At 47.1% G+C, this 25,767-nt stretch carries 21 protein-coding genes and 3 riboswitches; of the genes, 8 read left to right on the top strand and 13 right to left on the bottom strand.

What is annotated here, in order from left to right:
* Positions 1–26 precede the first annotated feature (26 nt).
* The 4 genes from cydC to SB847_RS15095 are packed head-to-tail and all read right to left on the bottom strand — an operon-like array spanning position 27 to position 5,863.
* The gene (gene cydC / locus SB847_RS15080) at positions 27–1,757 is read right to left on the bottom strand and encodes a thiol reductant ABC exporter subunit CydC (protein WP_410578000.1); all 1,731 of its coding nucleotides are present in this window, start codon (positions 1,755–1,757) and stop codon (positions 27–29) included.
* Complete coding sequence (cydD, locus tag SB847_RS15085; protein ID WP_326150799.1) at positions 1,754–3,457, bottom strand: thiol reductant ABC exporter subunit CydD; 1,704 nt, start codon at positions 3,455–3,457, stop codon at positions 1,754–1,756. The genes cydC and cydD overlap by 4 nt, the downstream gene beginning before the upstream one ends.
* Positions 3,457–4,473 (bottom strand): cytochrome d ubiquinol oxidase subunit II, encoded by a 1,017-nt coding sequence (gene cydB, locus SB847_RS15090; RefSeq protein ID WP_014722010.1) that lies wholly within the window; start codon positions 4,471–4,473, stop codon positions 3,457–3,459. Before cydB ends, cydD begins: the two co-directional genes overlap by 1 nt.
* On the bottom strand, positions 4,457–5,863 hold the full coding sequence (locus SB847_RS15095; RefSeq protein ID WP_007614697.1) for a cytochrome ubiquinol oxidase subunit I: 1,407 nt from the start codon (positions 5,861–5,863) through the stop codon (positions 4,457–4,459). The genes cydB and SB847_RS15095 overlap by 17 nt, the downstream gene beginning before the upstream one ends.
* A gap of 502 nt (positions 5,864–6,365) precedes the next feature.
* On the opposite strand from SB847_RS15095, the gene cimH reads away from it, so the two are divergent.
* Entirely contained in the window at positions 6,366–7,709 is a 1,344-nt protein-coding gene (cimH, locus tag SB847_RS15100) for a citrate/malate transporter CimH (protein WP_410578002.1), read from the top strand.
* A gap of 34 nt (positions 7,710–7,743) precedes the next feature.
* On the opposite strand, the gene SB847_RS15105 is transcribed toward cimH, so the two are convergent.
* The 4 genes from SB847_RS15105 to SB847_RS15120 form a co-directional block, all read right to left on the bottom strand.
* Positions 7,744–8,586: a polysaccharide deacetylase family protein gene (locus tag SB847_RS15105; protein ID WP_061861669.1), complete on the bottom strand. Its 843-nt coding sequence runs from the start codon at positions 8,584–8,586 to the stop codon at positions 7,744–7,746.
* Positions 8,587–8,684: 98 nt separating this feature from the next.
* Positions 8,685–9,785, bottom strand: a complete 1,101-nt coding sequence (locus SB847_RS15110; protein ID WP_029325758.1) for an ABC transporter ATP-binding protein — start codon at positions 9,783–9,785, stop codon at positions 8,685–8,687.
* 116 nt (positions 9,786–9,901) lie between these two features.
* Entirely contained in the window at positions 9,902–10,795 is an 894-nt protein-coding gene (locus SB847_RS15115; protein WP_410578004.1) for a PucR family transcriptional regulator, read from the bottom strand.
* Positions 10,796–10,960: 165 nt separating this feature from the next.
* Complete coding sequence (locus SB847_RS15120) at positions 10,961–11,797, bottom strand: YitT family protein (protein ID WP_003150818.1); 837 nt, start codon at positions 11,795–11,797, stop codon at positions 10,961–10,963.
* A gap of 65 nt (positions 11,798–11,862) precedes the next feature.
* Positions 11,863–11,964, bottom strand: a riboswitch (guanidine-I (ykkC/yxkD leader).
* A 346-nt stretch (positions 11,965–12,310) separates the two neighbouring features.
* On the opposite strand from SB847_RS15120, the gene SB847_RS15125 reads away from it, so the two are divergent.
* A complete protein-coding gene (locus tag SB847_RS15125) occupies positions 12,311–12,850 on the top strand; it encodes a DUF4352 domain-containing protein (protein WP_119834765.1) in 540 nt (179 codons plus the stop codon).
* 46 nt (positions 12,851–12,896) lie between these two features.
* On the opposite strand, the gene galE is transcribed toward SB847_RS15125, so the two are convergent.
* Positions 12,897–13,913, bottom strand: coding sequence for a UDP-glucose 4-epimerase GalE (galE, locus tag SB847_RS15130; protein ID WP_410564195.1), 1,017 nt, complete (start codon positions 13,911–13,913; stop codon positions 12,897–12,899).
* 210 nt (positions 13,914–14,123) lie between these two features.
* On the opposite strand from galE, the gene pepT reads away from it, so the two are divergent.
* The 4 genes from pepT to SB847_RS15150 all read left to right on the top strand — a co-directional run bounded on the left by pepT (position 14,124) and on the right by SB847_RS15150 (position 18,065).
* The gene (gene pepT, locus SB847_RS15135; protein WP_025285494.1) at positions 14,124–15,356 is read left to right on the top strand and encodes a peptidase T; all 1,233 of its coding nucleotides are present in this window, start codon (positions 14,124–14,126) and stop codon (positions 15,354–15,356) included.
* A gap of 576 nt (positions 15,357–15,932) precedes the next feature.
* Complete coding sequence (locus SB847_RS15140; protein WP_003150808.1) at positions 15,933–16,100, top strand: hypothetical protein; 168 nt, start codon at positions 15,933–15,935, stop codon at positions 16,098–16,100.
* A 102-nt stretch (positions 16,101–16,202) separates the two neighbouring features.
* The gene (locus tag SB847_RS15145; RefSeq protein WP_045209308.1) at positions 16,203–16,679 is read left to right on the top strand and encodes an LURP-one-related/scramblase family protein; all 477 of its coding nucleotides are present in this window, start codon (positions 16,203–16,205) and stop codon (positions 16,677–16,679) included.
* An 84-nt stretch (positions 16,680–16,763) separates the two neighbouring features.
* A riboswitch (SAM riboswitch) is annotated at positions 16,764–16,850 on the top strand.
* A gap of 78 nt (positions 16,851–16,928) precedes the next feature.
* Positions 16,929–18,065, top strand: coding sequence for a 5-methyltetrahydropteroyltriglutamate--homocysteine S-methyltransferase (locus SB847_RS15150; RefSeq protein WP_045209309.1), 1,137 nt, complete (start codon positions 16,929–16,931; stop codon positions 18,063–18,065).
* Positions 18,066–18,099: 34 nt separating this feature from the next.
* Here the strand turns inward: SB847_RS15150 and SB847_RS15155 are convergent, their stop codons facing one another.
* On the bottom strand, positions 18,100–18,981 hold the full coding sequence (locus tag SB847_RS15155; protein ID WP_101670247.1) for a methyltransferase domain-containing protein: 882 nt from the start codon (positions 18,979–18,981) through the stop codon (positions 18,100–18,102).
* Positions 18,982–19,343: 362 nt separating this feature from the next.
* Positions 19,344–19,444: riboswitch (purine riboswitch) on the top strand.
* Positions 19,445–19,579: 135 nt separating this feature from the next.
* Here SB847_RS15155 and SB847_RS15160 point away from each other — a divergent pair.
* On the top strand, positions 19,580–20,773 hold the full coding sequence (locus tag SB847_RS15160) for a NupC/NupG family nucleoside CNT transporter (protein ID WP_101670248.1): 1,194 nt from the start codon (positions 19,580–19,582) through the stop codon (positions 20,771–20,773).
* A gap of 47 nt (positions 20,774–20,820) precedes the next feature.
* On the opposite strand, the gene SB847_RS15165 is transcribed toward SB847_RS15160, so the two are convergent.
* From SB847_RS15165 to SB847_RS15175, 3 genes are all read right to left on the bottom strand, one after another.
* Positions 20,821–21,495 (bottom strand): DUF3298 and DUF4163 domain-containing protein, encoded by a 675-nt coding sequence (locus SB847_RS15165; RefSeq protein WP_101670249.1) that lies wholly within the window; start codon positions 21,493–21,495, stop codon positions 20,821–20,823.
* Positions 21,496–21,635: 140 nt separating this feature from the next.
* Positions 21,636–21,944 (bottom strand): hypothetical protein, encoded by a 309-nt coding sequence (locus SB847_RS15170; RefSeq protein WP_015418528.1) that lies wholly within the window; start codon positions 21,942–21,944, stop codon positions 21,636–21,638.
* Between the two features lie 251 nt (positions 21,945–22,195).
* On the bottom strand, positions 22,196–24,247 hold the full coding sequence (locus SB847_RS15175; protein ID WP_410564202.1) for a catalase: 2,052 nt from the start codon (positions 24,245–24,247) through the stop codon (positions 22,196–22,198).
* 200 nt (positions 24,248–24,447) lie between these two features.
* On the opposite strand from SB847_RS15175, the gene citH reads away from it, so the two are divergent.
* A complete protein-coding gene (citH, locus tag SB847_RS15180) occupies positions 24,448–25,728 on the top strand; it encodes a citrate transporter CitH (RefSeq protein ID WP_410564204.1) in 1,281 nt (426 codons plus the stop codon).
* Positions 25,729–25,767: the final 39 nt, after the last annotated feature.

Here is a 25,767-nt window from a genome sequence, read left to right on the forward strand (position 1 = left end):
AAAAACAGCCGCTCGTTTGCGGCTGTTTATGTTCTGATCGGAACATCAAGACGGTAAAGCTTCCGGTACCGTTCGTTTTCTGCAAGCAGCTCTTGATGGGTTCCTTCCATTTCTGCTTTTCCATTTTCTAAAAAGACGATTTTATCAGCTGTTTCCACACCAGCTAAATGGTGTGTAATCCAGAGGATCGTTTTCTCTTTAAAGACATCAAAAATCGTATCAAGCAATTCGCGTTCAGTGACCGCATCAAGGCCGACCGTCGGTTCATCAAGGATAATGACCGGCGTGTCTTGGAGAAGAATACGGGCAAGCGCGATCCGCTGCCGTTCCCCGCCTGAGAAACGAATCCCCGTCTCCTGCACAGACGTTTCATATCCGTCAGGCAATGATTCAATATAATCATGCAGCTTCACTTGCCGCGCCGCACGCTTAACATCTTCATCACTCGCCTTGCCGTTTCCGAGCCGGATATTGTTCATAATGCTCGTGTTAAAGAGATGAGGTTTCTGATTCAAAACGGCCACCGCTGAGGAAATCTGCTCCTGCACGGCCGCAGTTTCCAGCCCGTTCAGCATCACTTTGCCCGAATCGGGAACTAAGGCGCCTTCAATTAAAGCGAGAGAGGTCGACTTACCAGAGCCGCTCCTGCCGAGCAGCGCCATTTTTTCACCTTGGCGGAGAGTGAAGGAAAAACGGTCAAGCACATGACTGTGCTGATCATAAGAAAACGTCACGTTATCAAATGTAAGTGTCACATCCGATACATCCAGTTTCTCATCCGTCTGCTTCACCTCACCACTTCGCAGCTCCGGAGCCGCCTTACTCATTCTTTTGATGGAATCCTGATAAGAAGGCACTTCCGTCAGCGCATCCGAAAGGGGCAGAAACGCCTCCGTCAATGGAAATACGACAAGCACAAAGGCCGCAATCATCGTGTTAGCGATGCTGCCGTCCGCATACTGACCCGCCGTCCAGAACAGCATAATCAATATGAAGCCGCCGACAAGACATTGCGCGGCGAGATCACGCCATCTCGTAAACCGCTGACGTTTGCTTTCAAGGTCAAACCACGCCTTCTCTTTCTCTTCATAAGAGGAAATAAAGGCCGCTTGGCGTCCCGAGAACATCCAGTCGCTCACGCCGAGCACGGCATCTGTCAGCCGGCTGTAGAGCGTATTCCGGCCGCTTTTCAGCCTCATGTTTTTCGCTCTCGTCACAAGAAGCGACACAACCGGAAACAATACAACCAATATAAACAGGTAAATCGCCGCAAAAGCGGCAAACGGCCAGGAAAAAAAGCCGAGTCCGATAACGGAGGCCGCATACAGCAGCAAAGCGGAAACCGCCGGGAAAATCGTTTTTAAAAACGCATCCTGCAAATGCTCAATATCCTCAGCCAAAATGCCGAGCATGTCGCCCGTCCGAAAACGGGATGAAAGCATGAGCGAGGCCGGCTCCAGCATATTGTAAAGCCGCACCCGCATGTCGGACACGATTTTCAAAATGATATGGTGCCCCGTCAGACGCTCGGCGTACCGTGAGACTGAACGGGCAATCCCGAAGGTGCGCACGGCCACAATCGGAACGTACACCAGCAGGATATTCTCAGGCCTGGTCGCCGACTTAGAGATCAAAAAACCGGAAGTGAACATGAGAAAGGCCGCCGAAAAAATCGTCACCGCGCCTAAAAAAATCACAAGAACAAACAAACGGGCATTTTGCTTCATATACGGCAGAATCCATTCTTCTTTTCTCATGTTCTTTCCCCCAGTTGCGCCTTTACAAGTTTGGCGTATACGCCTTGTTTCGCCATCAATTCGTCGTGGGTGCCGATTTCCGCCACCGCGCCGTCATCAAGCACGATAATTTCGTCCATCTCAAGCATCCAGTGAAGACGGTGAGTGGCCAGAAAAACAAGCTTATTTTCAAACAGGTCTTTCATCGTTTCTTTTATTTCATATTCTGTTTCAATATCAAGGTGAGCGGTCGGCTCATCCAAAAGGAGAATCGGCCGGTTTCCTAAAAAGGCTCTGGCCAGCGCGACACGCTGAGCCTGCCCTCCGCTGAGCGCCCGTCCGCCCTCGCCGATCCGGCCGTCAAGACCGCCGGGCAGATCACGGATCAGTTCGGCAAGACCCGCCGAAGCAGCGGCCTGCGCCGTTTCCTCACGGGAAGCATCAGGATGATAAAACCGGATATTATTCAAAAGCGTGTCATCAAAAATGTACGGGTGCTGCGGAATATAAAGCAGCTGCTTCTGCCAGCCGTCCGACTGCAGATGCGAGCGGGATTCACCGTTTACCTTGATCTCACCGGACGCAGGCTCTAAAAAGCCGCCCAGCACATCAATGAGTGTCGATTTTCCCGCACCGCTTTCCCCGATAATCCCGATTTTCTTCTTCCCTTTAAAGGACAGATGAAATTCAGACATCGATTCTCGGACGGACAAACGCGTAAGCTGTAATTCATCCCCGTCAGTCCACGTATCAAGTTCGAGCGGCTTTTCTTCTTTAAAACCGGGCTGCGCCAAAATCGCTTGAATGGTTTTCCCCGCCTCCTGCCCGTTTAACGTCGCGTGGTAATCATTCCCCACTTCGCGGACCGGGAGAAAATATTCAGGCGCGAGAATGAGCGCGGTCAATGCCGGCCCGAGCAGAATTTGTCCGTCTATCAGCCGCAAGCCGAGAAACACCGCCACTGTCGCCACCGACAGCATCGTAAAGAAATCCAGGGCGAATGATGATAAAAACGCGACCCGGAGCGTGCTCATCGTCGCCTTGCGGTATCTCTCACTGACATGAAAGATGTTTTCACTGTGTGATTTGCTTAATCCTAAAAACCGCAATGTCTCCAGTCCGCGGAGCGAATCCACGAAATGATTGGAAAGCGTCTGATAGGACTTCCATTGGCGATCGGCTTTTTTCTGTGCCACAAGTCCGAGCAGAATCATAAATACAATCAAAATCGGAAGCGCAAGAATCAGAATCAATGCCGATGTTTTATCCTGAAAAAACACGTAAATAACAACGGCCGCCGGCACAATCGCCATGCTGACCATTTTCGGCAGAAACAGCTCTAAATAACGGCGGAACTGGCTGATGCCTTCCATCGCCAGCGTCACCATCCGGCCTGTCCCCTCTTTTTTCGCAAAGCGGGGGCCGAGACGGAACAATTGCTCAAGAAATCTTTTTCTTAAGTCTGCGCCGGTTTGCGCGGCATATTGGTACACGATTTTCTGCCGGACCGTTGTCACCGCATGCCGGACCAAAAACGCAAGCAGGAAAAAGCCGATAACCGGATAAAGAGAAGCAATCCGCTTCCCGTTAAATAATCCGGTTACCGCCTGGCTCAGCCATTCCGCCTGCAAGATGATGGCGGCCGTTTGTATAATCGTTAATCCCGTAATGATCGCAAGAATCCGCTTCATTCCTTTATAAAGAAACAGGTCTTTTCCCATTAATAAGTCATAGGCTCCTTATGGCTGACGCGTTTCCGGAAGACATAATAGCTCCAGATCTGACTGCCGATAACAAACGGCAGCAGAGTCAGTGCGACAATTGTCATGACCTTAAGTGAATAATCACCGGAAGACGCGTTAGCTACTGTTAAGTCATACGCGCTTTTCAGCGAGCTGACCATGACGCGCGGGAACAGAGAGATAAAAATCATCGCAACTGTCAAAGCAAGACCCGCGCCGGTCATACCGAATGCCCAGCCGTCTTTTTTCTTGCTCATGAACACAACGGCAAGAACGTTGCAGATGACAATCAGCACGAATACCGGAATCGTGATGTTTGCCCGGCGTGTAAACATATCCGTATCGTATGCAGACATCGCAAAGAAAGCAAGTACAACAAGAAAGATAACACCGATTACGCGTTTTGCCATTTTTCTCGCACGCTCTTGTAAATCACCGATCGTGCGCAGGGTGATAAACATTAAACCGTGCAGGAATGAAAGAAGGGTGACGGCCGCTCCGCCGAGAACGGAATACACGTTCACAATATCTGAAAAACCTGCGTGAATGTTCATATGTCCGTCAATCGGCACACCGCGGAACAAGCTTGTGAAAATAAGTCCGAATACAAATGGCGGGATAAGGCTGCCGAAGAAAATCACCCAGTCCCATGTTTTGACCCATTTCAGATTATTCACTTGGCCGCGGAATTCAAATGCCACGCCGCGCCCCATCAAGGCAAGAAGAATGATGATAAACGGAATGTAATATCCGCTCAGCATCGTCGCATACCAGTTCGGGAATGCCGCGAAGATCGCTCCCGTACCTGTGATAAGCCACACCTCATTCGCATCCCAGAATGGGCCGATGGTGTTAACCAGCACTCTGCGTTCTAATTCATTATGGCCAAGAAATCGGGTCGAAATGCCGACACCGAAATCAAAACCCTCTAAAAAGAAAAATCCGACAAACAAAACTGAAACGAGTATAAACCAAAGATCATGAAGTGACCCCATGGTAGACCTCCTGACTGAACGGATCCGTTGATACAGGAACATCCTTATGATCATCATGGTCCGCACCTTTTTTAATTTCACGAACGAATAGGAAAACAAGCAGCGCGCCTAAAATCAAGTACATGACGCCGAAGCTGATAATTGAAAACAGCAGAGATCCCGTCGTTACGTTAGGAGAAACGGATTGTGCGGTCGTCAATTGCCCCATGACCGTCCACGGCTGGCGGCCGATTTCAGTCATAATCCAACCGGCAGAGTTCGCAATGAATGGGAATGCGATCAGTGCGATCATGCCCCGTAAATACCACTTGCTCGTATGAAGCTTTTTGCGGCGGTTCAGAATAAAACCGGCAATCGCGGCAAAAATCATAAGCGCACCCGCTCCCGCCATAATGCGGAAACTCCAGAACGTCGTTTTAACAGGCGGGATATAGTCGCCTTTTCCATACGTTTTTTCGTATTCTTTTTGAAGTGTTTTCATCCCTTTCACACTGCCGCTGAACTTCTGGTAAGCCAAGTAGCTGAGTGCGTAAGGAATTGAAATTTCTGATGTGTTTTTTTCTTTATTCGTATCAATATTTGCAAAAGCCGTCCACGCGGCAGGATCACCGCTGTCATCCCAAAGCGCTTCACTGGCAGCCATTTTCATCGGCTGAGATTCCATTAAATGCTCAGCCTGCATATGTCCGCTGAACGCAACGCCGATACCGGCGATCAGACCGACAATCATCGAAAGCTTGAAAGATTTATGGAAGAAAGGCACTTCTTTTTTCTTCAATAATTTAAATGCGCTGACACCGGCGATAAAGAAAGCACCCGTCGCAAGCGCCCCGAAAATGACGTGAGGGAATTCAACCCAAAGCTGAGGGTTTGTCAGAAGCGCCCCGAAATCATTCATTTCCGCGCGGCCGTTTTTAATCGCAAAGCCGACCGGCTCCTGCATGAATGAGTTTGCCGTCAAAATCCAGAAAGATGACATAATCGTTCCGAAGGACACAAGCCAAATGCAAAGCAAATGCACTTTTTTAGATAAACGGTCCCAGCCGAAAATCCATAATCCGATAAAAATAGACTCCATAAAAAACGCCAAAAGCGCTTCAACCGCAAGCGGAGCTCCAAATACGTCTCCGACAAAACGGGAATAATCAGACCAGTTCAATCCGAACTGGAATTCCTGAAGAATCCCTGTGACGACGCCGACAGCGAAGTTAATTAAAAAGAGATGCCCCCAAAATTTAGCCATTTTGAGATAGGTCTCTTGTTTTTTGACAACATAAAGCGTCTCCATCAAAGCAACCATAAACACAAGCCCGATAGACAAAGGCACAAACAAGAAGTGAAACAATGTTGTAGATGCAAATTGAATGCGGGCTAATACCAACTCACTCATGATGTTTTTCCTCCAATCTGGTAAATTGCTCAACATTTCACAAACATAACGAGATCATTGCTCGGTATTTCACAAAAAATGATATATTTGCTCAATGTTTCACAAATTCGTCAAAACTATTGAAATATCAGCCTGTACACCCCGGGGGACAGCGGCTGTCATAGAAATGATTCAATATCATTACTTTACAACGATTCAGCCTAAAAAAAAAGATCAATATACCTAAAATAAGGCTGAAATTGTGACCGATTATTGTCGGATTTGTAGAGATTTTATGTCAGCACCTAGGATATTTGTCCCTTTGATATCGTACCTCTTTTTTATTCGTGTGGCGAACAAAATGCTTTTCTCGGTGAAAAAGCCCGCCAAATCGCCATTTTGAGAAAGAAAATGTGAAGAAAGCATGCCCTCTAGTAAATTCATAATATATGAACAATTTAAATTTTTTAGTATACTTTAAATGGGGATATTTTTTCACTACATAACGACTGGGGGAACAAGCATGGGAGAACTTCAACCAAAATTGCAAACGGATTCAATCCAAAAACAGGAACGGACTGATAACTGGTTTGCCAGAGCAATGAATATAAGAATCGGCATTATTCCTCTTCCTATCTATATCCTGCTTTTCTTGCTTATTACGGTGTTTGTCATGAGCCATGATGTAAAAAGCGACATTCTGACATCAATTGCCGTCATGAGTTTTTTCGGATTTACCTTCGGCCAGATCGGAAAATCCATTCCGATCGTGCGGTCCATCGGCGGCCCTGCGATTCTCGCAACCTTTATTCCATCCGCTGTCGTCTACTACCACCTGCTTCCGAAAGACATTATTACTTCAACAACAAAATTCACGGAAAGCTCCAACTTTCTCTATCTATTTATTGCCGGTATCGTCGTCGGCAGTATTCTCGGGATGAAAAGAGAGACGCTCGTCAAAGCTTTCGTCAAGATTTTTATTCCGCTGATCGCCGGCTCGATCGCGGCCGCCATCGTCGGCTTATGCGTCGGGACGCTGCTCGGGCTCGGCTTTCAGCACACGCTGCTTTATATTGTCGTTCCGATTATGGCGGGGGGTGTCGGTGAAGGCGCGATTCCTTTATCCATCGGCTACTCCGATATTATGCCGATGTCCCAGGGAGACGCCTTTGCGCTTGTGCTGCCGTCCATCATGCTCGGCAGCCTGTGCGCCATTATGTTATCGGGTTTGCTGAATGTCATCGGGAAACGCAAACCGGAATGGACGGGCAACGGGAAGGTTGATAAGTCTGATCATTCCGCTCCCGCATTGGAACAGCCGACCAATGATAAAACGTTTGATTTGTCATTTTTCGCTTCGGGCGGTATTTTAGCGGTTTCCCTCTATTTGGTCGGCATGCTGGCGCATGATTTCTTTCAGCTTCCGGCTCCTGTCGTGATGCTCGTCCTTGCCGTTCTCATTAAGCTGTTCAGGCTGGCGCCGGCTTCGATTGAAAACGGAGCCTTCGGCGTCTCGCGCTTTTTCTCGACAGCCGTGACCTATCCGCTCTTATTTGCGATCGGCGTTTCAATGACACCGTGGGACAAGCTGATTGCGGCGTTTACGATCAGCAACATCATTACCATTTTATCAATTGTCGTCACGATGATGGCCGTCGGTTTTCTGACCGGAAAATGGCTGAATCTGTACCCGATTGAGACGGCGATTATTAATGCCTGCCATTCCGGCCAGGGCGGCACCGGCGACGTCGCGATCTTGAGCGCCGCTGAACGGCTTGAGCTTATGCCGTTCGCCCAAGTGTCGACCAGGATCGGCGGAGCGATTACCGTGAGTGTCACCCTTCTGCTGCTTCATCAATTCTATTAAACTGAAAAAAGCCTCCGCATATGCGGAGGCTCTGTTATTTCATCACATTTTGAATATAAGAGCCGAATGCCGCGCCGGACATGCCCGGCGACACACGGACGCGGTGAAGCCCGTAAAGCCCCTGATCTCTTGACGCCGCTCCCGGCTCCGTCGTGACCGCCATACGGTAGCCTGACGCGGCGGCGGCTTTTAATGTTTCCTTATTATATCGTCCGACAGGGTAGCTGATCATAGACGTCCGCTGCCCGAACATTTGATCAAATAAACGCTTAGAGTCCTTCATTTCACGTCGCTGCTGCTGCGGTGTGAGCCCGTTCAATTCGAGATGGTTCATCGTATGGCTCTGAATGGAAATGCCGTGGGCGGCCATCTCCTTCATCTGCTTCTCAGTCAGATGATTCTTATGCCCGATAAAGTTTCCGATCATAAAGATTGTCGCTTTCATCTTGTATTTCTTTAAAATGGGATAAGCCGCTTTCACATTGTCGGTATAGCCGTCATCAAATGTGATCAGAACACATTTTTCACGCGGCTCCTTATCCTCCGTCAGCATCAGATAGGCCTCTTCAGGAGTCATCGTATAATAGCCGTGATCATGAAGCCACTTCATATGCTGCCGGAATTCTTCCTTCGGCACACGCAGGCTGTTTCCCTCAGAAATGCTGTGGTACATCAGAATCGGCAGTCTTGCCGTTCCTTTCGTTTTAACCCAGGCGGACGTATCCGGCTCTTTTTTGATTTGGCGCTTTACAGATTTTTTATCGTGGTGCGCTTCTGCCTTCGGAATGCTTTGTTCGGCGCTTGCCTCATGGCCCGAGCAAGCGGCAAGCGTAAACACGGCAGCCAAAAGGCACATGCACATGATCATGCGTTTCATCGTTTTCCTGCTTTCTGTCTTCTATTTACTTTTTATATCGGTTATGCGTCATAAATTGTTACATCAAAAAGCCGGACATCCAGCTGTCCGGCTTTGCGTTATGAGCGGATTCTGATTTCTGTTTCACTGTCAAAAAAGTGAGCCTTATTCATGTCGAAAGCGACGGTCAATTCTTCACCGGCACGTATGTCATGGCGGGCGTCAATCCGGGCGATAAAATCCTGATCCCCGATCCGGGAATAGACCATAATTTCTGACCCGAGCAATTCCGCGACATTGATTTTAGCTGTGATGGATGAATTCTTATAGGATTCCACCACAATCAGCTCGTCATGTATGTCTTCCGGGCGGATGCCGAAGATAACATCTTTGCCGGCATACCCTTTTTCCCGTAGCATTTTCATTTTCCCTTCCGGCACGCTGAGAGCGGCTGAACCGATCTGAATGGCGCCGTCCGTCAGCTTTCCTTTGAAAAAGTTCATCGCCGGGGAGCCGATGAACCCGCCGACAAATACGTTTTCCGGATGTTCATACACGTCTTTCGGGGTGCCGATCTGCTGAATTTTTCCGTCCTTCATGACTACGATGCGTGTCGCCATCGTCAGTGCTTCTGTTTGGTCGTGCGTCACATAGATTGTGGTTGTTTGCAGCCTTTGATGCAGCTTAATAATTTCTGCCCGCATCTGCACCCGAAGCTTTGCGTCCAGATTTGACAGCGGCTCATCCATTAAGAACACTTTGGCATCCCTGACAATCGCCCGTCCTAATGCAACCCGCTGCCGCTGCCCGCCGGAGAGCGCTTTCGGTTTGCGGTGCAGATACTCTGTGAGCCCCAGCATTTTCGCCGCTTCTTCGACCCGTTTTTTAATCTCAGGTTTCGGCATCTTCCTCAGCTTCAGACCGAAAGCGATATTATCATAGACCGTCATGTGCGGATATAACGCATAGTTTTGAAACACCATGGCGATATCCCTGTCTTTAGGAGCGATGTCATTCACTCTCGTGTCACCGATATAGAAATCACCCTTCGTAATATCCTCCAGCCCGGCAACCATCCGCAAAGTTGTCGACTTGCCGCACCCCGACGGACCGACAAACACGATAAACTCTTTATCTTTAATATGAAGGTTAAAATCATCGACAGCCGCTTCTTTTTGATCATAATACTTATAAATATGCTCCAGCCGAAGTTCCGCCATGTCATCTCCCCTTTTTTGTAAACGCTTTCTTAAATAGGATTGTAACAGCGTCAGGCGGCGGCGGATATAGGCAATGTTCATAAAAAAAGTCCGCTGCCTTCGTGCACATTTCCCATTTAATGTGATTTTTCATACTGCAGACAAATGAAATAAGCCAGCAGGGCGCCCCGATATGTCTTAATATCAATACCTGAGCGTTCCGCAAATTTATCAATCCGATATTGAAGACTGTTGCGGTGCAAATGCAGTTTTTTCGATGTGAGCGACATGTTCGAGTTATGTTCAATAAAAGTCTGAATCGTATGCTTCAGCCCCGGTTCTTTCTGAAACAGCAGCGCCGCTTCTTCGTGAAGCAAGGCTGAGAGCTTTTCTCTGCTTTCTTCCATGAGCATGGCCGGAAATACCGTTTCCGCGGTCAGCGTGCTCAGCTGCGGGAGATGACGCCGGCCGATCTGACAATATTGCTGTTCTCTCCGATAATGAAGGCGCAGACGTTCTCCCGCGCCGTAATACCTTCCGATGAAAAAACGGACACTGAAATAAAAATCGCCTTCGAGAATCTTCACAAAAGATGCGATGTCATCCGAATCTGGCGCTTCCAGCTTTTCTTCCTCCACAATCACGCCTTGATCCCTTCCCGTCCGGACAACTGTATATGAAACCGGCCAGAAATGGCGCAGCGCTTCCGTAAATGCCCCCCAGTCCCGTTCTCTCAATAAGTCATAATGGATAAAACGGACACGAGGCTCCTTGACATCAGGCACCGAACCCTCTTCCAGCAGAAACCGCCGCCACCTCTTTGCTGCCGCCGTCTCCGGAAAAAAAACGCCTTTTTCTTCAGCGGGCGTCAAAAATGATTCCAGAAGCAGTTTCTCCTTCGGGGTAATATCCTCCTTCGGAATGGTGACATAGAGCCGCCTTTTCTCATCATAAAAGCAAAAGACATCCTCCGCCGTACAGCACGTATCAGACAACACAGCCCTCGGGTAAATTGCCAATAACGGGTTCATATGCGCTCCTCTCTATCGCTCTATCATATTTTCAGTATAAAACGTCCGGCCGATTGTATCCACTTCGTTTTAAGAAACAACTTTCAGGCTATTTCCCGGGAAACGGATCATAACAGCTTCTGCCGGCATAAGAAAAAACCCTCCGCGCCGGCAGAGGGATCCTTTTTATTTAGAGATATCGACGAAGCCTTCACCAAAGACGTCACGCACATCATGAACAATGACAAACGCTTTTGTATCACAGCTTTTAATAATTTTTTTGAGCATGGAAAGCTCTTGTTTCTGGATGACGATATATAAAATTTCCTTCGACTGCCCCGTGTAATTTCCTTTACCCGACAGCAGCGTAACCCCTCTGTCCATAAGCGTGTTGACCTGTTCAGCGATTTCGTGCTTATGCTCAGATATAATCGTCACCGCTTTTTTCGTATTCAGGCCTTCAATGATAAAGTCCATCACCTTCGTTCCGATGTACAGCATGACAATGGTAAACATCATTTTTTCCGCACCGATGATGAAATAAGAACTGAAGACGACAATCAGATCAAAGAACAAAAGCGCATAGCTGATATTCCAATCGAGATATTTGTTAGCAATCCTCGCCAAAATAGCAGAACCCGCAGTCGTGCCTCCGACTCGAATAATGATCCCGATTCCGACACCGGCAAACACACCCGCAAAAATAGTATTAATAATGAGTTCATGTGAAGGCGAGTGCCAATCATGCGTCAGATGCAGAAACAGTGAATTGGCGACAACGGTAATGATCGTATAAAGCGTTGTTTTTCCGTCTAAAAATTTATATCCGATAATCAATAAGATCCCGTTCAAAATGATATTCGTCACCCCGGGCGACCATTCAAACACATAGTATAAAATCAGGGTGATTCCCGTTACCCCGCCCTCTCCAAGATCATTCGGAATGGCAAATAAATTAACGGCCAAAGCAAAGATAAAAGCCCCAATAATCAGCATCAGCACATCCAGCAATCTCTTTTTCATCCCAGACACTCCCTTTATATAAAATCAAAAAAACCCGGGAGAGCACTCTTCATTAAAAGAGCAGAAACTCCCGGGCTTTTATCCCAACGTGTCACAGCAGGAACCTGCTGTGTGTTTTCTCTCGGTCCAGACCAATTCAGCATTGCGGAACCCTAGAAAACCACTGTTTTTTATGTTCAGTTTTTGTATATCTTTCAAGATTATACGGGAAATCACGAACATGTTCAACCACTCTTTTTTCAATAAACCTATAAAAAATTCGAACGATCTGCCGATACTAAAAAAGCTCCTCAAAATACATGACTAAAAAATCATTAAAATACTTTTTTTCTCAAAATATCATTGACTATAGGTTATTTTACAGGCATTATAGTATGTAGTTTTCAAGAAATAGTTTACATAGGAGGAAATATTATGGCAGGCAACCTAGTGTCTTGTAAGGCATGCGGCAAAGAAATCGCTAAAGGCGTTAAAAAATGCCCAAACTGCGGTAAAGATCAGAGAAACTTTTTTATGAGACATAAAATTATCACATTGCTTCTGGCAGTAGTGGTTATTATCATTCTCGTAAACATCGGCGGCGGAGGCGGATCTTCATCATCTAAAACCGCGTCTTCAAAAGCTGCGGAATCCAAGGAAAAACTGTATAACATCGGTGACACTGTTAAGACTGAGAAAACTGAAGTTACTGTTACCAAAGTGGAAAAAAGAGATTCAGTAGGCTCTCAATTTGTCGAGAAAAAAGCGTCTGACGGCGGCGTTATCGTAGCTGTTCAATACACAGTTAAAAATGTTTCAAACAAGCCGTTAAGCTCTTTCTCCATTCCAAGAGCGAAATTAGTAGATTCTAAAGGAACATCCTATGATTCAGATATTGATGCTTCTTCAAGCTATGCAACAGAAACAAAAGTAGACAACAGTAAAATTTTAAGTGACTTGAACCCGAACATTAAAGTTACTGACGTAAAAGCTTTTGAAGTTGATAAAAACGCATACTCTAAAGGCACTTGGAAATTAAAGTTCAGCAACGATGTTGAAGTGAAAATTAAATAATGACCGTAATAAAAGAGACCTTCGCCATTTGAAGGTCTCTTTCTTTTTACACCTTTTGGTACCCGTTCACATTGGAGGACTGCCACTTCCAAGAGTCGGCGCACATTTCTTCAAGCCCGCGCTTTGCTTCCCAGCCTAATTCAGCCTTCGCTTTTGCCGGGTCTGCGAAGCATGCGGCGATGTCTCCCGGGCGCCGGGCGGCAAAACGGTACGGCACTTCTTTTCCTGATACTTTTTCAAACGCCTTGACCATCTCAATAACACTGTAGCCTCTTCCCGTGCCGAGATTATAGGCATCCGCGCCTGTTGTGTTCAGCACCTTCTCAAGCGCTTTGACGTGGCCCTCGGCAAGGTCAACGACATGGATGTAATCCCGCACACCGGTGCCGTCCTTTGTCGGATAATCATTGCCGAACACCTGCAATTGCTCAAGCTTGCCGACAGCGACTTGTGCGACGTACGGCATTAAATTATTCGGGATGCCGTTCGGGTCTTCTCCGATCCGCCCGCTCGGGTGCGCGCCGAACGGATTAAAGTAACGGAGCAGCGCAATGCTCCATTCAGAGTCCGCTTTATGCAGATCGCGTAAAATCTGTTCCAGCATCAGCTTTGTCTGCCCGTAAGGATTGGTCGCGCTTAATGGAAAATTCTCAGTGATCGGCGTTGTTTCCGGAACGCCGTAAACCGTCGCTGAAGAACTGAAGACGATCTTTTTCACACCGTGTGCCTGCATGGCTTCACATAAAATAAACGTCCCCGTCAGATTATTATGATAATAACGGAGCGGAACAGCCACAGACTCACCGACGGCTTTTAATCCCGCAAAATGAATGACGGCTTCAATCTCATTTTCAGCAAACACCCGGTGAACGGCGTCACGGTCAAGGAGATCCGCTTCATAAAATACAAGCCCTTTTCCGGTAATGTCTTTCACACGCTCCAATGCTTCCGGTGAACTATTTGACAGATTATCCAAAACCACGATGTCATAGCCGCCGTTTAACAGCTCGACACATGTGTGGCTTCCGATATAACCCGCTCCGCCTGTCACTAAAATCGCCATGAAGAAAGCCTCCCCTATTGAATGAATTGACCATATTATATCGGTTTTTTCTTCCTCAATCATCCATTTCCAAAAAGTTTAATCGTTTAGTCATCGTTTCTTCATAATTTATTTTCATTCGCGTAAAAAACAGAGCCCTCGATTCAAAACGGTTACGAAATAGAAATCCCTCCCCCGCGCATGGTAAGATAAGACAAAGGAGATGACGGTATGAAAAATGAAATCATTGAACGCTTTACCTCTTATGTAAAAGTCGATACACAGTCTGACGAAAACAATGAAAACTGCCCTTCAACCCCCGGCCAACTGACATTGGCCAACATGCTGGCAGATGAATTAAAGTCGATCGGCATGACAGACATCACAGTCGATGACAATGGGTACGTCATGGCGACTCTGCCGGCGAATACGGATAAAGACGTGCCGACTGTCGGTTTTCTGGCTCACGTGGACACCGCGACCGATTTTACCGGAAAAAATGTGAATCCTCAGATTATTGAGAGCTACGACGGACATGATATTGTTCTGAATGACAAACTCAATGTCGTCCTGTCGCCTGAGCAATTCCCGGAGCTCTCCCGCTATAAAGGCCAGACGCTGATCACAACAGACGGCACGACGCTGCTCGGAGCCGACAACAAAGCGGGCATTGCTGAAATCATGACGGCAATGGCGTACTTGATCAAACATCCGGACATCAAACACGGAACGATCCGGGTCGCGTTCACGCCTGATGAAGAAATCGGCAGAGGCCCTCACAAATTCGATGTCGGCCGCTTCAACGCCGCATTCGCCTACACGATAGACGGAGGCCCCCTCGGCGAACTGCAATATGAAAGCTTTAACGCAGCAGCCGCAAAGCTTACTTGTTACGGAAAAAGCGTCCACCCGGGAACGGCGAAAAACAAAATGGTCAACGCTTCAAAAATCGCGATGGAATTTCATCACGCGCTGCCGAAAGAAGAAGCGCCGGAATATACGGAAGGGTATGAAGGCTTCTATCATTTACTTTCCATGAACGGAGACGTTTCTGAAGCCGCCCTGTCGTACATCATCAGAGACTTTGACAGAGACCGCTTTGCAGAACGAAAAGAATATATGCAGAAAACCGCTGATGCGCTGGCGGCCAAATACGGCAACGAAAGCATCAAGCTTGAACTGCGTGATCAATATTACAACATGAGAGAAAAAATCGAACCGGTCAAAGAGATAGTCGATGTCGCCTATCAAGCCATGAAAAACCTCGACATCGAACCGATTATCGAACCGATCCGGGGCGGAACCGACGGATCACAGCTCTCTTACATGGGACTGCCGACACCGAACATTTTTACGGGCGGCCAAAACTTCCACGGAAAATATGAATACATTTCCGTCGATCATATGGAAAAGGCGGTAAACGTCATTGTTGAAATCGCCAGGCTCTTTGAAGAGCGCGCTTAAAACCAAAGCCCCCTGCTTTGGTTTTTTTCTTTCACATGAAACCTTTCCTTCTTTCTTTCCGTATATAAGGTATGAAATGGAAAGAAGGAGTGAAGACTATGGCAAGAGGGACTGTAGCGAAAGAATTGAAAAAAACCTTAAAAGACCCGCGTGTTCTGGAGACGAAATCAAACCCTTTTAAAAAACTGCGGAAAATGTTCAAACGATTTTTTTAAGATAACATCTCGTTTTCTTTAAAAAAATAAAGAAAGCGCTGTCAACTAGCAGTCATCTGTTAGAAGCAGTTATTTTGCATATTATAAGGTTTTTTAGGGTACTGAATAACACAAGGCAAACGAAAACACCGAAATAGTCATTTAGACACTTACAAAAAATAGTGAAAAAGTTATATAAACGATCATCATTCATCAGCCGATACAATCTATAGAACCACAACAAGAGCAAAATTTCTTCAACCCATAGTTATTTTTACGGAAAATGACGTTATTTTTTAAAAAAGTGACAATTGTTTGAATACTTTTCGTTTGTTTTTTCGTACAATAATAATACCAAAACTTTTTTTGGGAGGTATGTAAAATGATGCTACTTATTTTTGCTGCTTTGACAGGGTATCTTGTTTTCTCTTTCAGTAAGGACAACCGCCGGAAAACGCCAAAGACAAGCCCGCTGGTGACAGCTGCCGACACGAATAACATCATTGATTTAAATGCGATCCGTCAAAAACGCCGGATGCCGCTATCATAAAAACGACAGCTGCCGCAAAATCGGCAGCCTTTTTTTATGCACCCGGCCGATATGAAACCAACCGCCTCCTTTTTTCGTACAACATAAAAAAGGAGTTTTTTTATGTACCATTTTTACATCAAAGAGCGAATGTTTACATTTAAGAATCGTTTTCAAGTGTTTCTTGAAGGCGGAAAAGAAGTCTACAATGTTGAAGGAAAGCTGTTTTCATTCGGTGATGAACTGAAGCTGACTGATTTGGACGGCCGCACGCTAGCCAGCGTCAATCAGAAACTGATGTCGCTCGTTCCCCGTTACGAGATTTCCGTCAGCGGCAAACCCGTCTGCCAAGTCATCAAGAAAGTCACGTTTTTCAAACCGAAATTTGAAATTTCCGGACTCGGCTGGAATCTTACCGGCGATGTGTGGGGCCGGAATTTTCAAGTGACAGACGGAAAATCAAACCGGATGACCGTCACCAAATCATGGATGAGCTGGGGCGATTCCTATCATTTGCAGATTGAAAAGGAAGAGGATATCGTTCTTTGTCTCGCGATCGCCATTGTGATAGATATGATTCTATTTGAGGGTGATAAATAAAAATATTTATCGAAATATATTGACAATATGAGAAAACATACTAAGATTAAGAGTATTACAGTTTATTCTGAAAAATAGCATATTTCCTTATCAAGAGAGGTGGAGGGACTGGCCCTATGATACCCGGCAACCGCTGTTCAGCAGAATGGTGCTAAATCCTGAAGATAAGGTTGAGATTTGCGGACGCAAGCTCTTCCCTATCCGAGGGAAGAGTTTTTTTATATTTCATCAGGAAAGAAGGAATCGTTCATGTCACAGCAAAACACAGAACAACCATTGCATACGCTTCTAAGAAAAAACCCGCCGTTTCGCGCGGATCAGGTCGGAAGCCTGCTGCGGCCGTCGGCTGTGAAGCAAGCCCGCCTGCAAAGAGCGGCGGGTGAGATTTCGGCAGAACAGCTGCGCGAAATCGAAAACAAAGAAATCATCCGCAGTGTGAAAAAGCAGAAAGAAACCGGCCTCAATGTCGTGACTGACGGCGAATTCCGCCGGGCCTGGTGGCATTTTGACTTTCTCGAAAATTTAGACGGCGTTGAAGCGTTTACGCCTGAAAGCGGCATTCAGTTTCACAACGTACAGACGAAAGCGCGCGGCATTAAAGTAACGGGAGATATCGATTTTTCTCAGCATCCGATGCTCGAAGATTATAAATTCCTGCACAGCATTGCCGGCGATGCTGTTCCGAAAATGACCATTCCCAGTCCGAATATGCTGTTTTTCCGCGGAAAATTGGAAAAAGCGTCCTACCAGAATGATTACAAACAATTTCAGCATGATGTGTCAAAAGCGTATAAAAAAGCGATTCAAGCTTTCTATGACGCCGGGTGCCGCTATCTTCAGCTCGATGACACCGCATGGGCCGTTTTCTTATCAGAAGCGGGGCTTCGTCAGATTGAAGCTTTCGGCACGACGCCGGATGAACTGCGCAAGCTGTTTGCCGCTTCCATTAATGACGCCATCAAGGACCGCCCTGACGATCTGAAGGTTACGATGCATATCTGCCGCGGCAACTTCCAATCCACATGGACGGCTGAAGGCGGCTATGATGCAGCGGCTGAAACGATTTTTGACGGGCTTGACCTTGACGGATTGTTCTTGGAATATGATGATTCCCGCTCCGGCGGCTTTGAACCGCTCCGTTATGTCAAACGCTCTGATCTTCAGCTTGTGCTTGGCTTGATTACGTCGAAACATGGCGAACTTGAAGACAAGGACGCGATTAAACGCCGGATTGAAGAAGCTTCACAATATGTCAGCCTGGACCAGCTTTGCCTCAGCCCGCAATGCGGATTCGCCTCCACTGAGGAAGGAAACCTGATCACAGAAGAACAGCAATGGGCGAAACTGCGCCATGTCGTCAACATTGCCGGTGAAGTCTGGAAATAAAAAAAAGACACGCGATCAGCGTGTCTTTTCCGTTTTACAGCGGATCGGTCCCGATTAAAATATCGATATCTATCGTGACAGCAGCCTCTTTCCGGCTGATGAACCGCCGGATGCTGTCATCAGTACATTTCCATGTTAAGGGCGTCATTTTCACAAGCCGCTCGAGGTCAGGCTGCGCTAAGGTCTTCGTGTAACACAGCCGTTTGCGCTCAAAGGTTTGAAAGCCCGCTTGGAATCGTCCGGCCGCAGAATCGGCGGTGTCATTCCGCCGAGGGCTGTCTCCGAAGAAGAATTCCCTTACTTCCTTCAAATAATCACGCCGCGGCACCGCTTTAATGACTGTGCCGCCCTTTCGTAAAAGCCTGCTGCATTCCTTGTAATTCCAAGGTGATAAAACAGACATCACGACATCAAAACAGCTGTCGGCAAACGGCGCATCCGCCACATCAGCGACGGCAAAAACCAAATGATTCCCGAAGGCCTTTGCGGCATGCAGCACACCTTCTTTCGAGAGATCAATGCCGATTCCCGTCACGGAAAAAGCGGGCTGAAGCAATTTGCATACGGCGGCTAAATGAGAGCCTTCTCCGCATCCCGCATCCAATACCGCCGCCGATGTTTGCGGAGATTGAATATGGGTGATGATGGCGGCGATCTCCTTTTGAACCGGCCCAAAAAATTCCCGGCTGTCAAAAAGCTCGCGTCTCGCTTCGAACAGCTGCCTGTCATAGCGGGTTTTGACCGATTTATTGAGGAAATTCACATATCCTTGTTTTGATATATCAAATGTATGCCCGTGTCCGCAAATCAAGCTTTTGTATTGTGAGACCGCCATGGCCGACCGGCATAGCGGACACCTGAACACGGATTGGCATGATTGCAGTAATTCCGCGCGTTTTCTTTTTATAGACGTCAAAAAAAACACCTCATTCATTCGTTATTCCGATGAAATGAAAAAGGCATAGACAAATAAACCTTGCCAAATTGGAAGGTTTAACCTGTTTATCTATACCTCTCATTATCTGTAACGAATGAATTGGATGATCACGAAAATGCCCCCTTTTCTGCCGTCTTTTGAAGGCTGTGCCCTCAGATCCATTTTATCAGCTGCATCCCGTCTTTACAATGAACCGGAACGGTTTTGGGGGTATTTTATACCTTTATTATCCAATTACTTATAGACATCCTTTATTTTCTTTATTTATAATATAAATTTATTATTTTGAAAATATCTAAAAAGGTTGATTTTCAAAAATTGAAACGATAAAATACTGCTATCTCATGTAATATCGTTATTCTTGTATATGATCAGTAATATGGTCTGATTGTTTCTACCTAGTGCCGTAAAAGACTAGACTACAAGAAAGTTTGCATAAATTTGAACGAGTGAAAAGCATATGACGCTGTCTATTCTTTTCTTTTGGCTCTTATTTATCACACTTTCTGGCTTTCAGGAATTTGTGACGAATAAGAGCTTTTTTTATTTCCATAATACCCTTATAGGAGTTGCTCACATGTACTTTTTATTGAACATTGTCGGTCTCATTGTTGTCATGGCTGTTGTTTTCTTATGCTCTCCCAACAAGAAGAAGATTAAATGGCGTCCGATTGTCATGCTCCTCGTCTTTGAGTTTCTGATTACTTGGTTTATGTTAGGGACAAAAATCGGCGGCTTTGTCATCGGGAAGATCGGCGCGTTCTTTACATGGCTGATTTCCTGCGCCAGTCAAGGGATTGCGTTCGCTTTTCCGTCTGTCATGGCGAACCCGACGGTTGATTTTTTCTTCAGCGCATTGCTGCCGATAATCTTCGTCGTGACCTTCTTTGATATGCTGTCGTATTTCGGTATTCTGCCGTGGCTCATTGATAAAATCGGCTGGCTGATTTCTAAAATATCCCGTCTGCCGAAACTGGAGAGCTTTTTCTCCATCCAGATGATGTTTTTAGGAAATACGGAAGCTTTAGCCGTCATCCGCCAGCAGCTTGCCGCCGTCAGCAACAACCGGCTTCTGACATTCGGGCTGATGAGCATGAGCAGCATCAGCGGCTCGATCATCGGATCGTACTTGACGATGGTTCCGTCCACTTATGTGTTTACAGCCATCCCGCTGAATTGCTTAAACGCCCTTTTAATCGCCAATATGCTGAATCCCGTGGACGTTTCTAAAGAGGATGATATTATTTACGTTCCTTCAAAAGCGGAGAAAAAAGACTTCTTCTCCACGATTTCTAACAGTATGCTTGTCGGCATGAACATGGTCATTGTCATTTTAGCGATGGTAATCGGCTATGTGGCGTTAACGGCCGCGTTAAACGGCGTACTCGGACTGTTCGTGCACGGTTTGACCATTCAAAAGATTTTCTCATACATCTTCAGTCCGTTTGCCTTCCTTCTCGGATTAGGCGGACATGACGCGATGTATGTCGCACAGCTGATGGGCATCAAGCTCGCGACGAATGAATTTGTGGCAATGGCCGATCTGAAAGGGCAGCTGAATTCACTTCCGCCGCACACGATTGCCGTGGCTACGACATTTCTGACATCATTCGCAAACTTCAGCACCATCGGTATGATCTACGGATCTTATCAATCTCTGCTTGATGGTGAAAAATCAGCCATCATCGGAAAAAACGTCTGGAAGCTGCTTGTCAGCGGAATTGCCGTTTCCTTATTGAGCGCGGCAATTGTCGGATTGTTTGTCTGGTAAAAGAAAAAAAGCGATACCGCTCCGTTTTGGAGTGATATCGCTTTTTTTTATTGATAGACGGATGCAGGTACGAAAACGTCCCGGATTCCTGCTGCGTACGGTCCGAGATCATATTGTCCGAACACAACGGCAATGCCGTTTTTCGTAAAGAAGAAAGATCTTTCATTATTCAGGATGATCTCCTGTTTTTTAACGTCCTGATCGAACAGATCATCATGTTTCTTGATGTAGCCGTAAAGATAGTCTCTCGTCTTGTTAGCTTTCGTTTTTGTATTCAGCACATCATTGAGTGTGACCCGTTTTTTTGCGGCCAAGTCGTAATTAAAGGTCTGAACGGATGTCAGCCCGTGTGCGCCGCCTGTGTAACTGTAGTCTTCCGTCTGAATGCTGAGCTTGCCGTCTTGATTATACTTCACCTTGAAATCTGCCTGGTATTCCGCTTTGTAGCCTTGTTTCTCACCGGCTTTTTTGTTTTTTACATATTCTTGGTACGATTGTTCAATATAGCGCTTGAAGTCCTGATTGATTTTCTTTTCAAAAGATGCGTTTCCCGTATTTGTGACCTCGGGGTATGTCAGCTGTTTTACATGCTTATACGTATGGCTTTTGACAACGGGCTTTGCGGTTTGCGCGGCCTCGGCTGAAGGCGCGAAACCTCCGAACGGCGCGGCTGTCAGCACGGTTAAGAGCACGGCCGCCATCATTTTGAATGCCTTTTTCATCACAACTCCTCCTTTTCAATACCGTTCCCTTTTTGAAAACGGGTTACACTCTATAGACAGCGCGGATCAGCAAATTGTTTCTGGGCCTTCTTTCACATTTTCTCCATGAAAAAAAGAGACATGGAAAATCCACGCCTCTTTTACCGTGAAGGTCTTTGCGCAATGGCTTCATAAACGGCTTCCGCCAAATCGGAGTTGCCGAACATCTCCAAAACGCCGATGACGGTTTGATCAGGAATCGGTTCTGATTCCTCCTTGGGCACGACAAGCTCTTCAGCCGTTTTTCGCAGCTCTTCGTTTAAAGGCTGTCCGGGATAAGCCTTGCTGTAAATGGCCATCGGATCAAGGTCATGATTGACGCACCATTGGGCAAACACCAAAATCATCATGTTTTCGTCACGCCGGTAATATTCTTCAAGTTGTTTTTCGGTAAACGGCTTCACTATCATTCGCTCCTCCAGAAAATCTACCCCTAAGATACACAAACACAGAGCGGAAGTAAACCAAAGAGGGTGAAACATATTATTTCATCAACCCGCCTGCTTTAAATGGCGCATGCCCTGACTCTCTAAAACTGTTGTCTGAATGTCCCGGACAGCGGAAGGTACGGATTTGCACGGAAGCAATTTTCGTTTTCTCCTCAGATATTTCACTTTCACAAGAAAAAAGCGCCCCCTTCATAAAAGGCGCTTTTTCATTCTTATATGTTTCTGTCCCAATGCCGATGCTCAGCCACGGCTTTCAGAAATTGTTCGCAGTTTCCGTCCGGAACAAGACCGGGGCCGCTTTCGGTTCCGGCGGCGAGGGCGAGAAGTTCTTTTCCTTCACCGGAGGCGCCGATCGCTTTGTAATGGCTGAAAGCTTCGCTGACGAAGTCTCTGGCCGATTTTTGGGCTTTGAGGCTGTCTGTGCTTTGTTTTCCGCCCGGAATGAAAACAGCGTCGTACAGGACGGAATCCGCTGTCAGGAAAGTGGCTGACGCTTCCAGCTCTGTACCGTTTTCTCCCTTGATAGTTCCCAGCGCGGGGCTGATGATATCGGCTCTGACTCCCGCCTGTTTGCATGCGTCAAGCACTTGTTTGACTTTCTCATCAGAAAACCCGTTGTCGGTTAAAACCGCGACCTGCCTTGTCGCTGCCATCTTCACCGTGTTTTCCTGGCTTAAGGCCGGGGAAGTGAACGTTTCATCAGATTCACGGTCCTTCGGCGGCGGGTTCACGCCGATTCCTTTCGCAACACGCTCGGCAAGCCCGGCGTCGACATGACTGAAGACATCAACCACCTGCTGCTGCACATCCTTGCTGTTCACTTTTCCGACCTCAAAACAGAACGCGGAGATGATATGTTCTTTCTCGGCGGGAGACATGCTGTTCCAGAACATCTTGGCCTGAGAAAAATAGTCATTGAAGCTCTCACTGCGCTGGCGGATTTTTCTGCCTTCTACTTTTTCCTGGTAATGAACGTATCCGCCTTCTTCTTCTGAGGCCGGCGACGGATCATTGTTCTGCAGAGAATTTTTATGATAGGCGACAGGGCCCTTATTAATCGTCATCCGGTGGTAGCCGTCGTATTGGTTGTTATGGAACGGGCAGACCGGCCGGTTGATCGGAATCTCGTGAAAATTCGGCCCGCCAAGACGGATGAGCTGTGTATCTGTATAAGAGAAAAGCCGGCCTTGAAGAAGCGGATCATTGGTGAAATCAATGCCCGGCACGACATTTCCCGGGTGAAAGGCGACCTGTTCCGTTTCCGCAAAGACATTGTCCTGATTGCGGTCAAGGGTCATTTTTCCGATCAGCTTGACGGGAACCAATTCTTCCGGCCACAGTTTTGTCGGATCAAGGATATCAAAATCAAATTTGAACTCGTCTTCTTCGTCTATCATCTGAACACCGAGCTCATACTCGACTTTGCCGCCGTTTTCAATCGTTTCCCACAGGTCGCGGCGATTGAAATCGGGATCTTTCCCGGCAATTTTCTGCGCTTCATCCCATACGAGGGAATGAACGCCGAGCACGGGTTTCCAGTGGAATTTTACAAAGCGCGCTTTTCCTTTCTCGTTGACGAAACGGAACGTATGCACGCCGAAGCCCTCCATCATCCGATAGCTTCGCGGGATGCCGCGGTCAGACATCGTCCACATGACCATGTGCGCGGATTCAGGATTGTTTGCGACAAAATCCCAGAACGTATCATGAGCCGTCGCAGCCTGCGGCATTTCATTGTGCGGTTCCGGTTTTATGGCGTGAACGAGATCCGGGAATTTGATCGCGTCCTGAATGAAGAACACCGGAATATTGTTTCCGACGAGGTCATAGTTCCCTTCTTCAGTATAAAACTTCGTCGCAAATCCCCTGGCGTCACGGACGGTGTCGGCTGACCCCTTGGAGCCCGCCACTGTTGAGAAACGGACGAAAACAGGCGTTTTGACAGACGGATCCTGTAAAAATTTCGCCCTCGTGTATTCCGTCATCGGTTCGTACACCTGAAAATGCCCATGAACGCCGTACCCGCGCGCATGAACGACCCGTTCCGGAATCCGCTCGTGGTCAAAGTGCGTCATTTTTTCACGAAAATGAAAATCCTCCATCAGCGTGGGGCCGCGGACGCCCGCTTTTAAAGAATGCTCATCCTCAGACACGCGAAGCCCCTGATTGGTCGTCATTTTTTTGCCGCTGTTATCAGACCGGTACTGCTCCAGCTGTTCGTCCTTTGAGTGTTCATTTACTCGTTTGTTTTGATCATCACTCATGTCAGTTCCCCCTTTTAAAACGAAACATTCTACAGCACATTTACCCGCGGCGTTCTTCATATAAACTGCTGATCTGCTCATTAGGATTTTAGGTCTGTATTTACATATGCGGTCATACACATTTTGAAATAAGCCATTTTCACAGAAATAAATCGTGAAAGCGCTTACTAATACAACTGTTGAACAGGGGAGGTCATATCGTGCTTGCCATACTCGGTTTTGTGATGATGATTGTCTTTATGTATCTTATTATGTCTAACCGGCTTTCCGCTCTTATTGCTTTGATTGTCGTTCCTGTTGTGTTTGCCCTGATCAGCGGATTTGGCAAAGATCTCGGCGGGATGATGATTCAGGGCGTTACAGACCTCGCTCCTACCGGGATCATGCTGTTATTCGCCATCCTGTATTTCGGCATTATGATTGACTCAGGTCTGTTTGATCCCCTCATTGCCAAAATCCTATCGCTTGTCAAAGGGGATCCGTTAAAAATCGCCATCGGCACAGCGGTTCTGACGATGACCATTTCGCTGGACGGAGATGGGACAACAACGTATATGATTACGATTGCGGCAATGCTGCCCCTTTACAAACGGCTCGGCATGAACCGTTTGGTGCTGGCCGGAATTGCGATGCTCGGTTCGGGGGTCATGAATATTATTCCGTGGGGCGGGCCGACGGCGAGGGTTTTGGCTTCCTTGAAATTGGACACGTCAGAAGTTTTTACGCCGCTGATTCCCGCTATGATCGCCGGCATTCTCTGGGTGATCGCCGTTGCTTATCTCCTCGGAAAAAAAGAACGGAAGCGGCTCGGCATCATTTCGATTGAACACGCGCCGTCTTCTGATCCGGAGGCAGCGCCGCTGAAGCGTCCCGCTCTCCAATGGTTCAACCTGCTGCTGACTGTCGCTCTGATGGCCGCGCTGATCACCAGCCTGCTGCCGCTCCCTGTTCTTTTTATGATTGCGTTCGCCATCGCCTTGATGATCAACTATCCAAATGTCAAAGAGCAGCAGAAACGGATTTCGGCACATGCGGGTAATGCGTTAAACGTTGTCTCAATGGTGTTTGCGGCAGGCATATTTACAGGTATTCTCTCAGGCACAAAAATGGTCGATGCGATGGCGCATTCTCTCGTTTCCCTCATCCCTGATGCCATGGGCCCGCATCTGCCGTTGATCACTGCGATTGCCAGCATGCCTTTCACCTTTTTCATGTCGAATGACGCCTTTTACTTCGGTGTGCTTCCCATCATCGCTGAAGCCGCTTCCGCTTACGGAATAGACGCCGCTGAAATCGGAAGAGCCTCCTTGCTGGGGCAGCCTGTGCATCTGCTCAGCCCGCTTGTGCCATCCACCTATCTATTGGTCGGAATGGCAGGCGTCAGCTTTGGCGATCATCAAAAATTCACTATTAAATGGGCCGTGGGGACAACGATTGTGATGACGATTGCGGCGCTTATGATTGGGATTATTTCGTTTTAATTAAAAAAGGATTTCCGCTGGCGGAAATCCTTTTCTGTA

This window comes from Bacillus sp. SIMBA_026 (assembly GCF_046535335.1).
Taxonomy (GTDB): domain Bacteria; phylum Bacillota; class Bacilli; order Bacillales; family Bacillaceae; genus Bacillus; species Bacillus velezensis.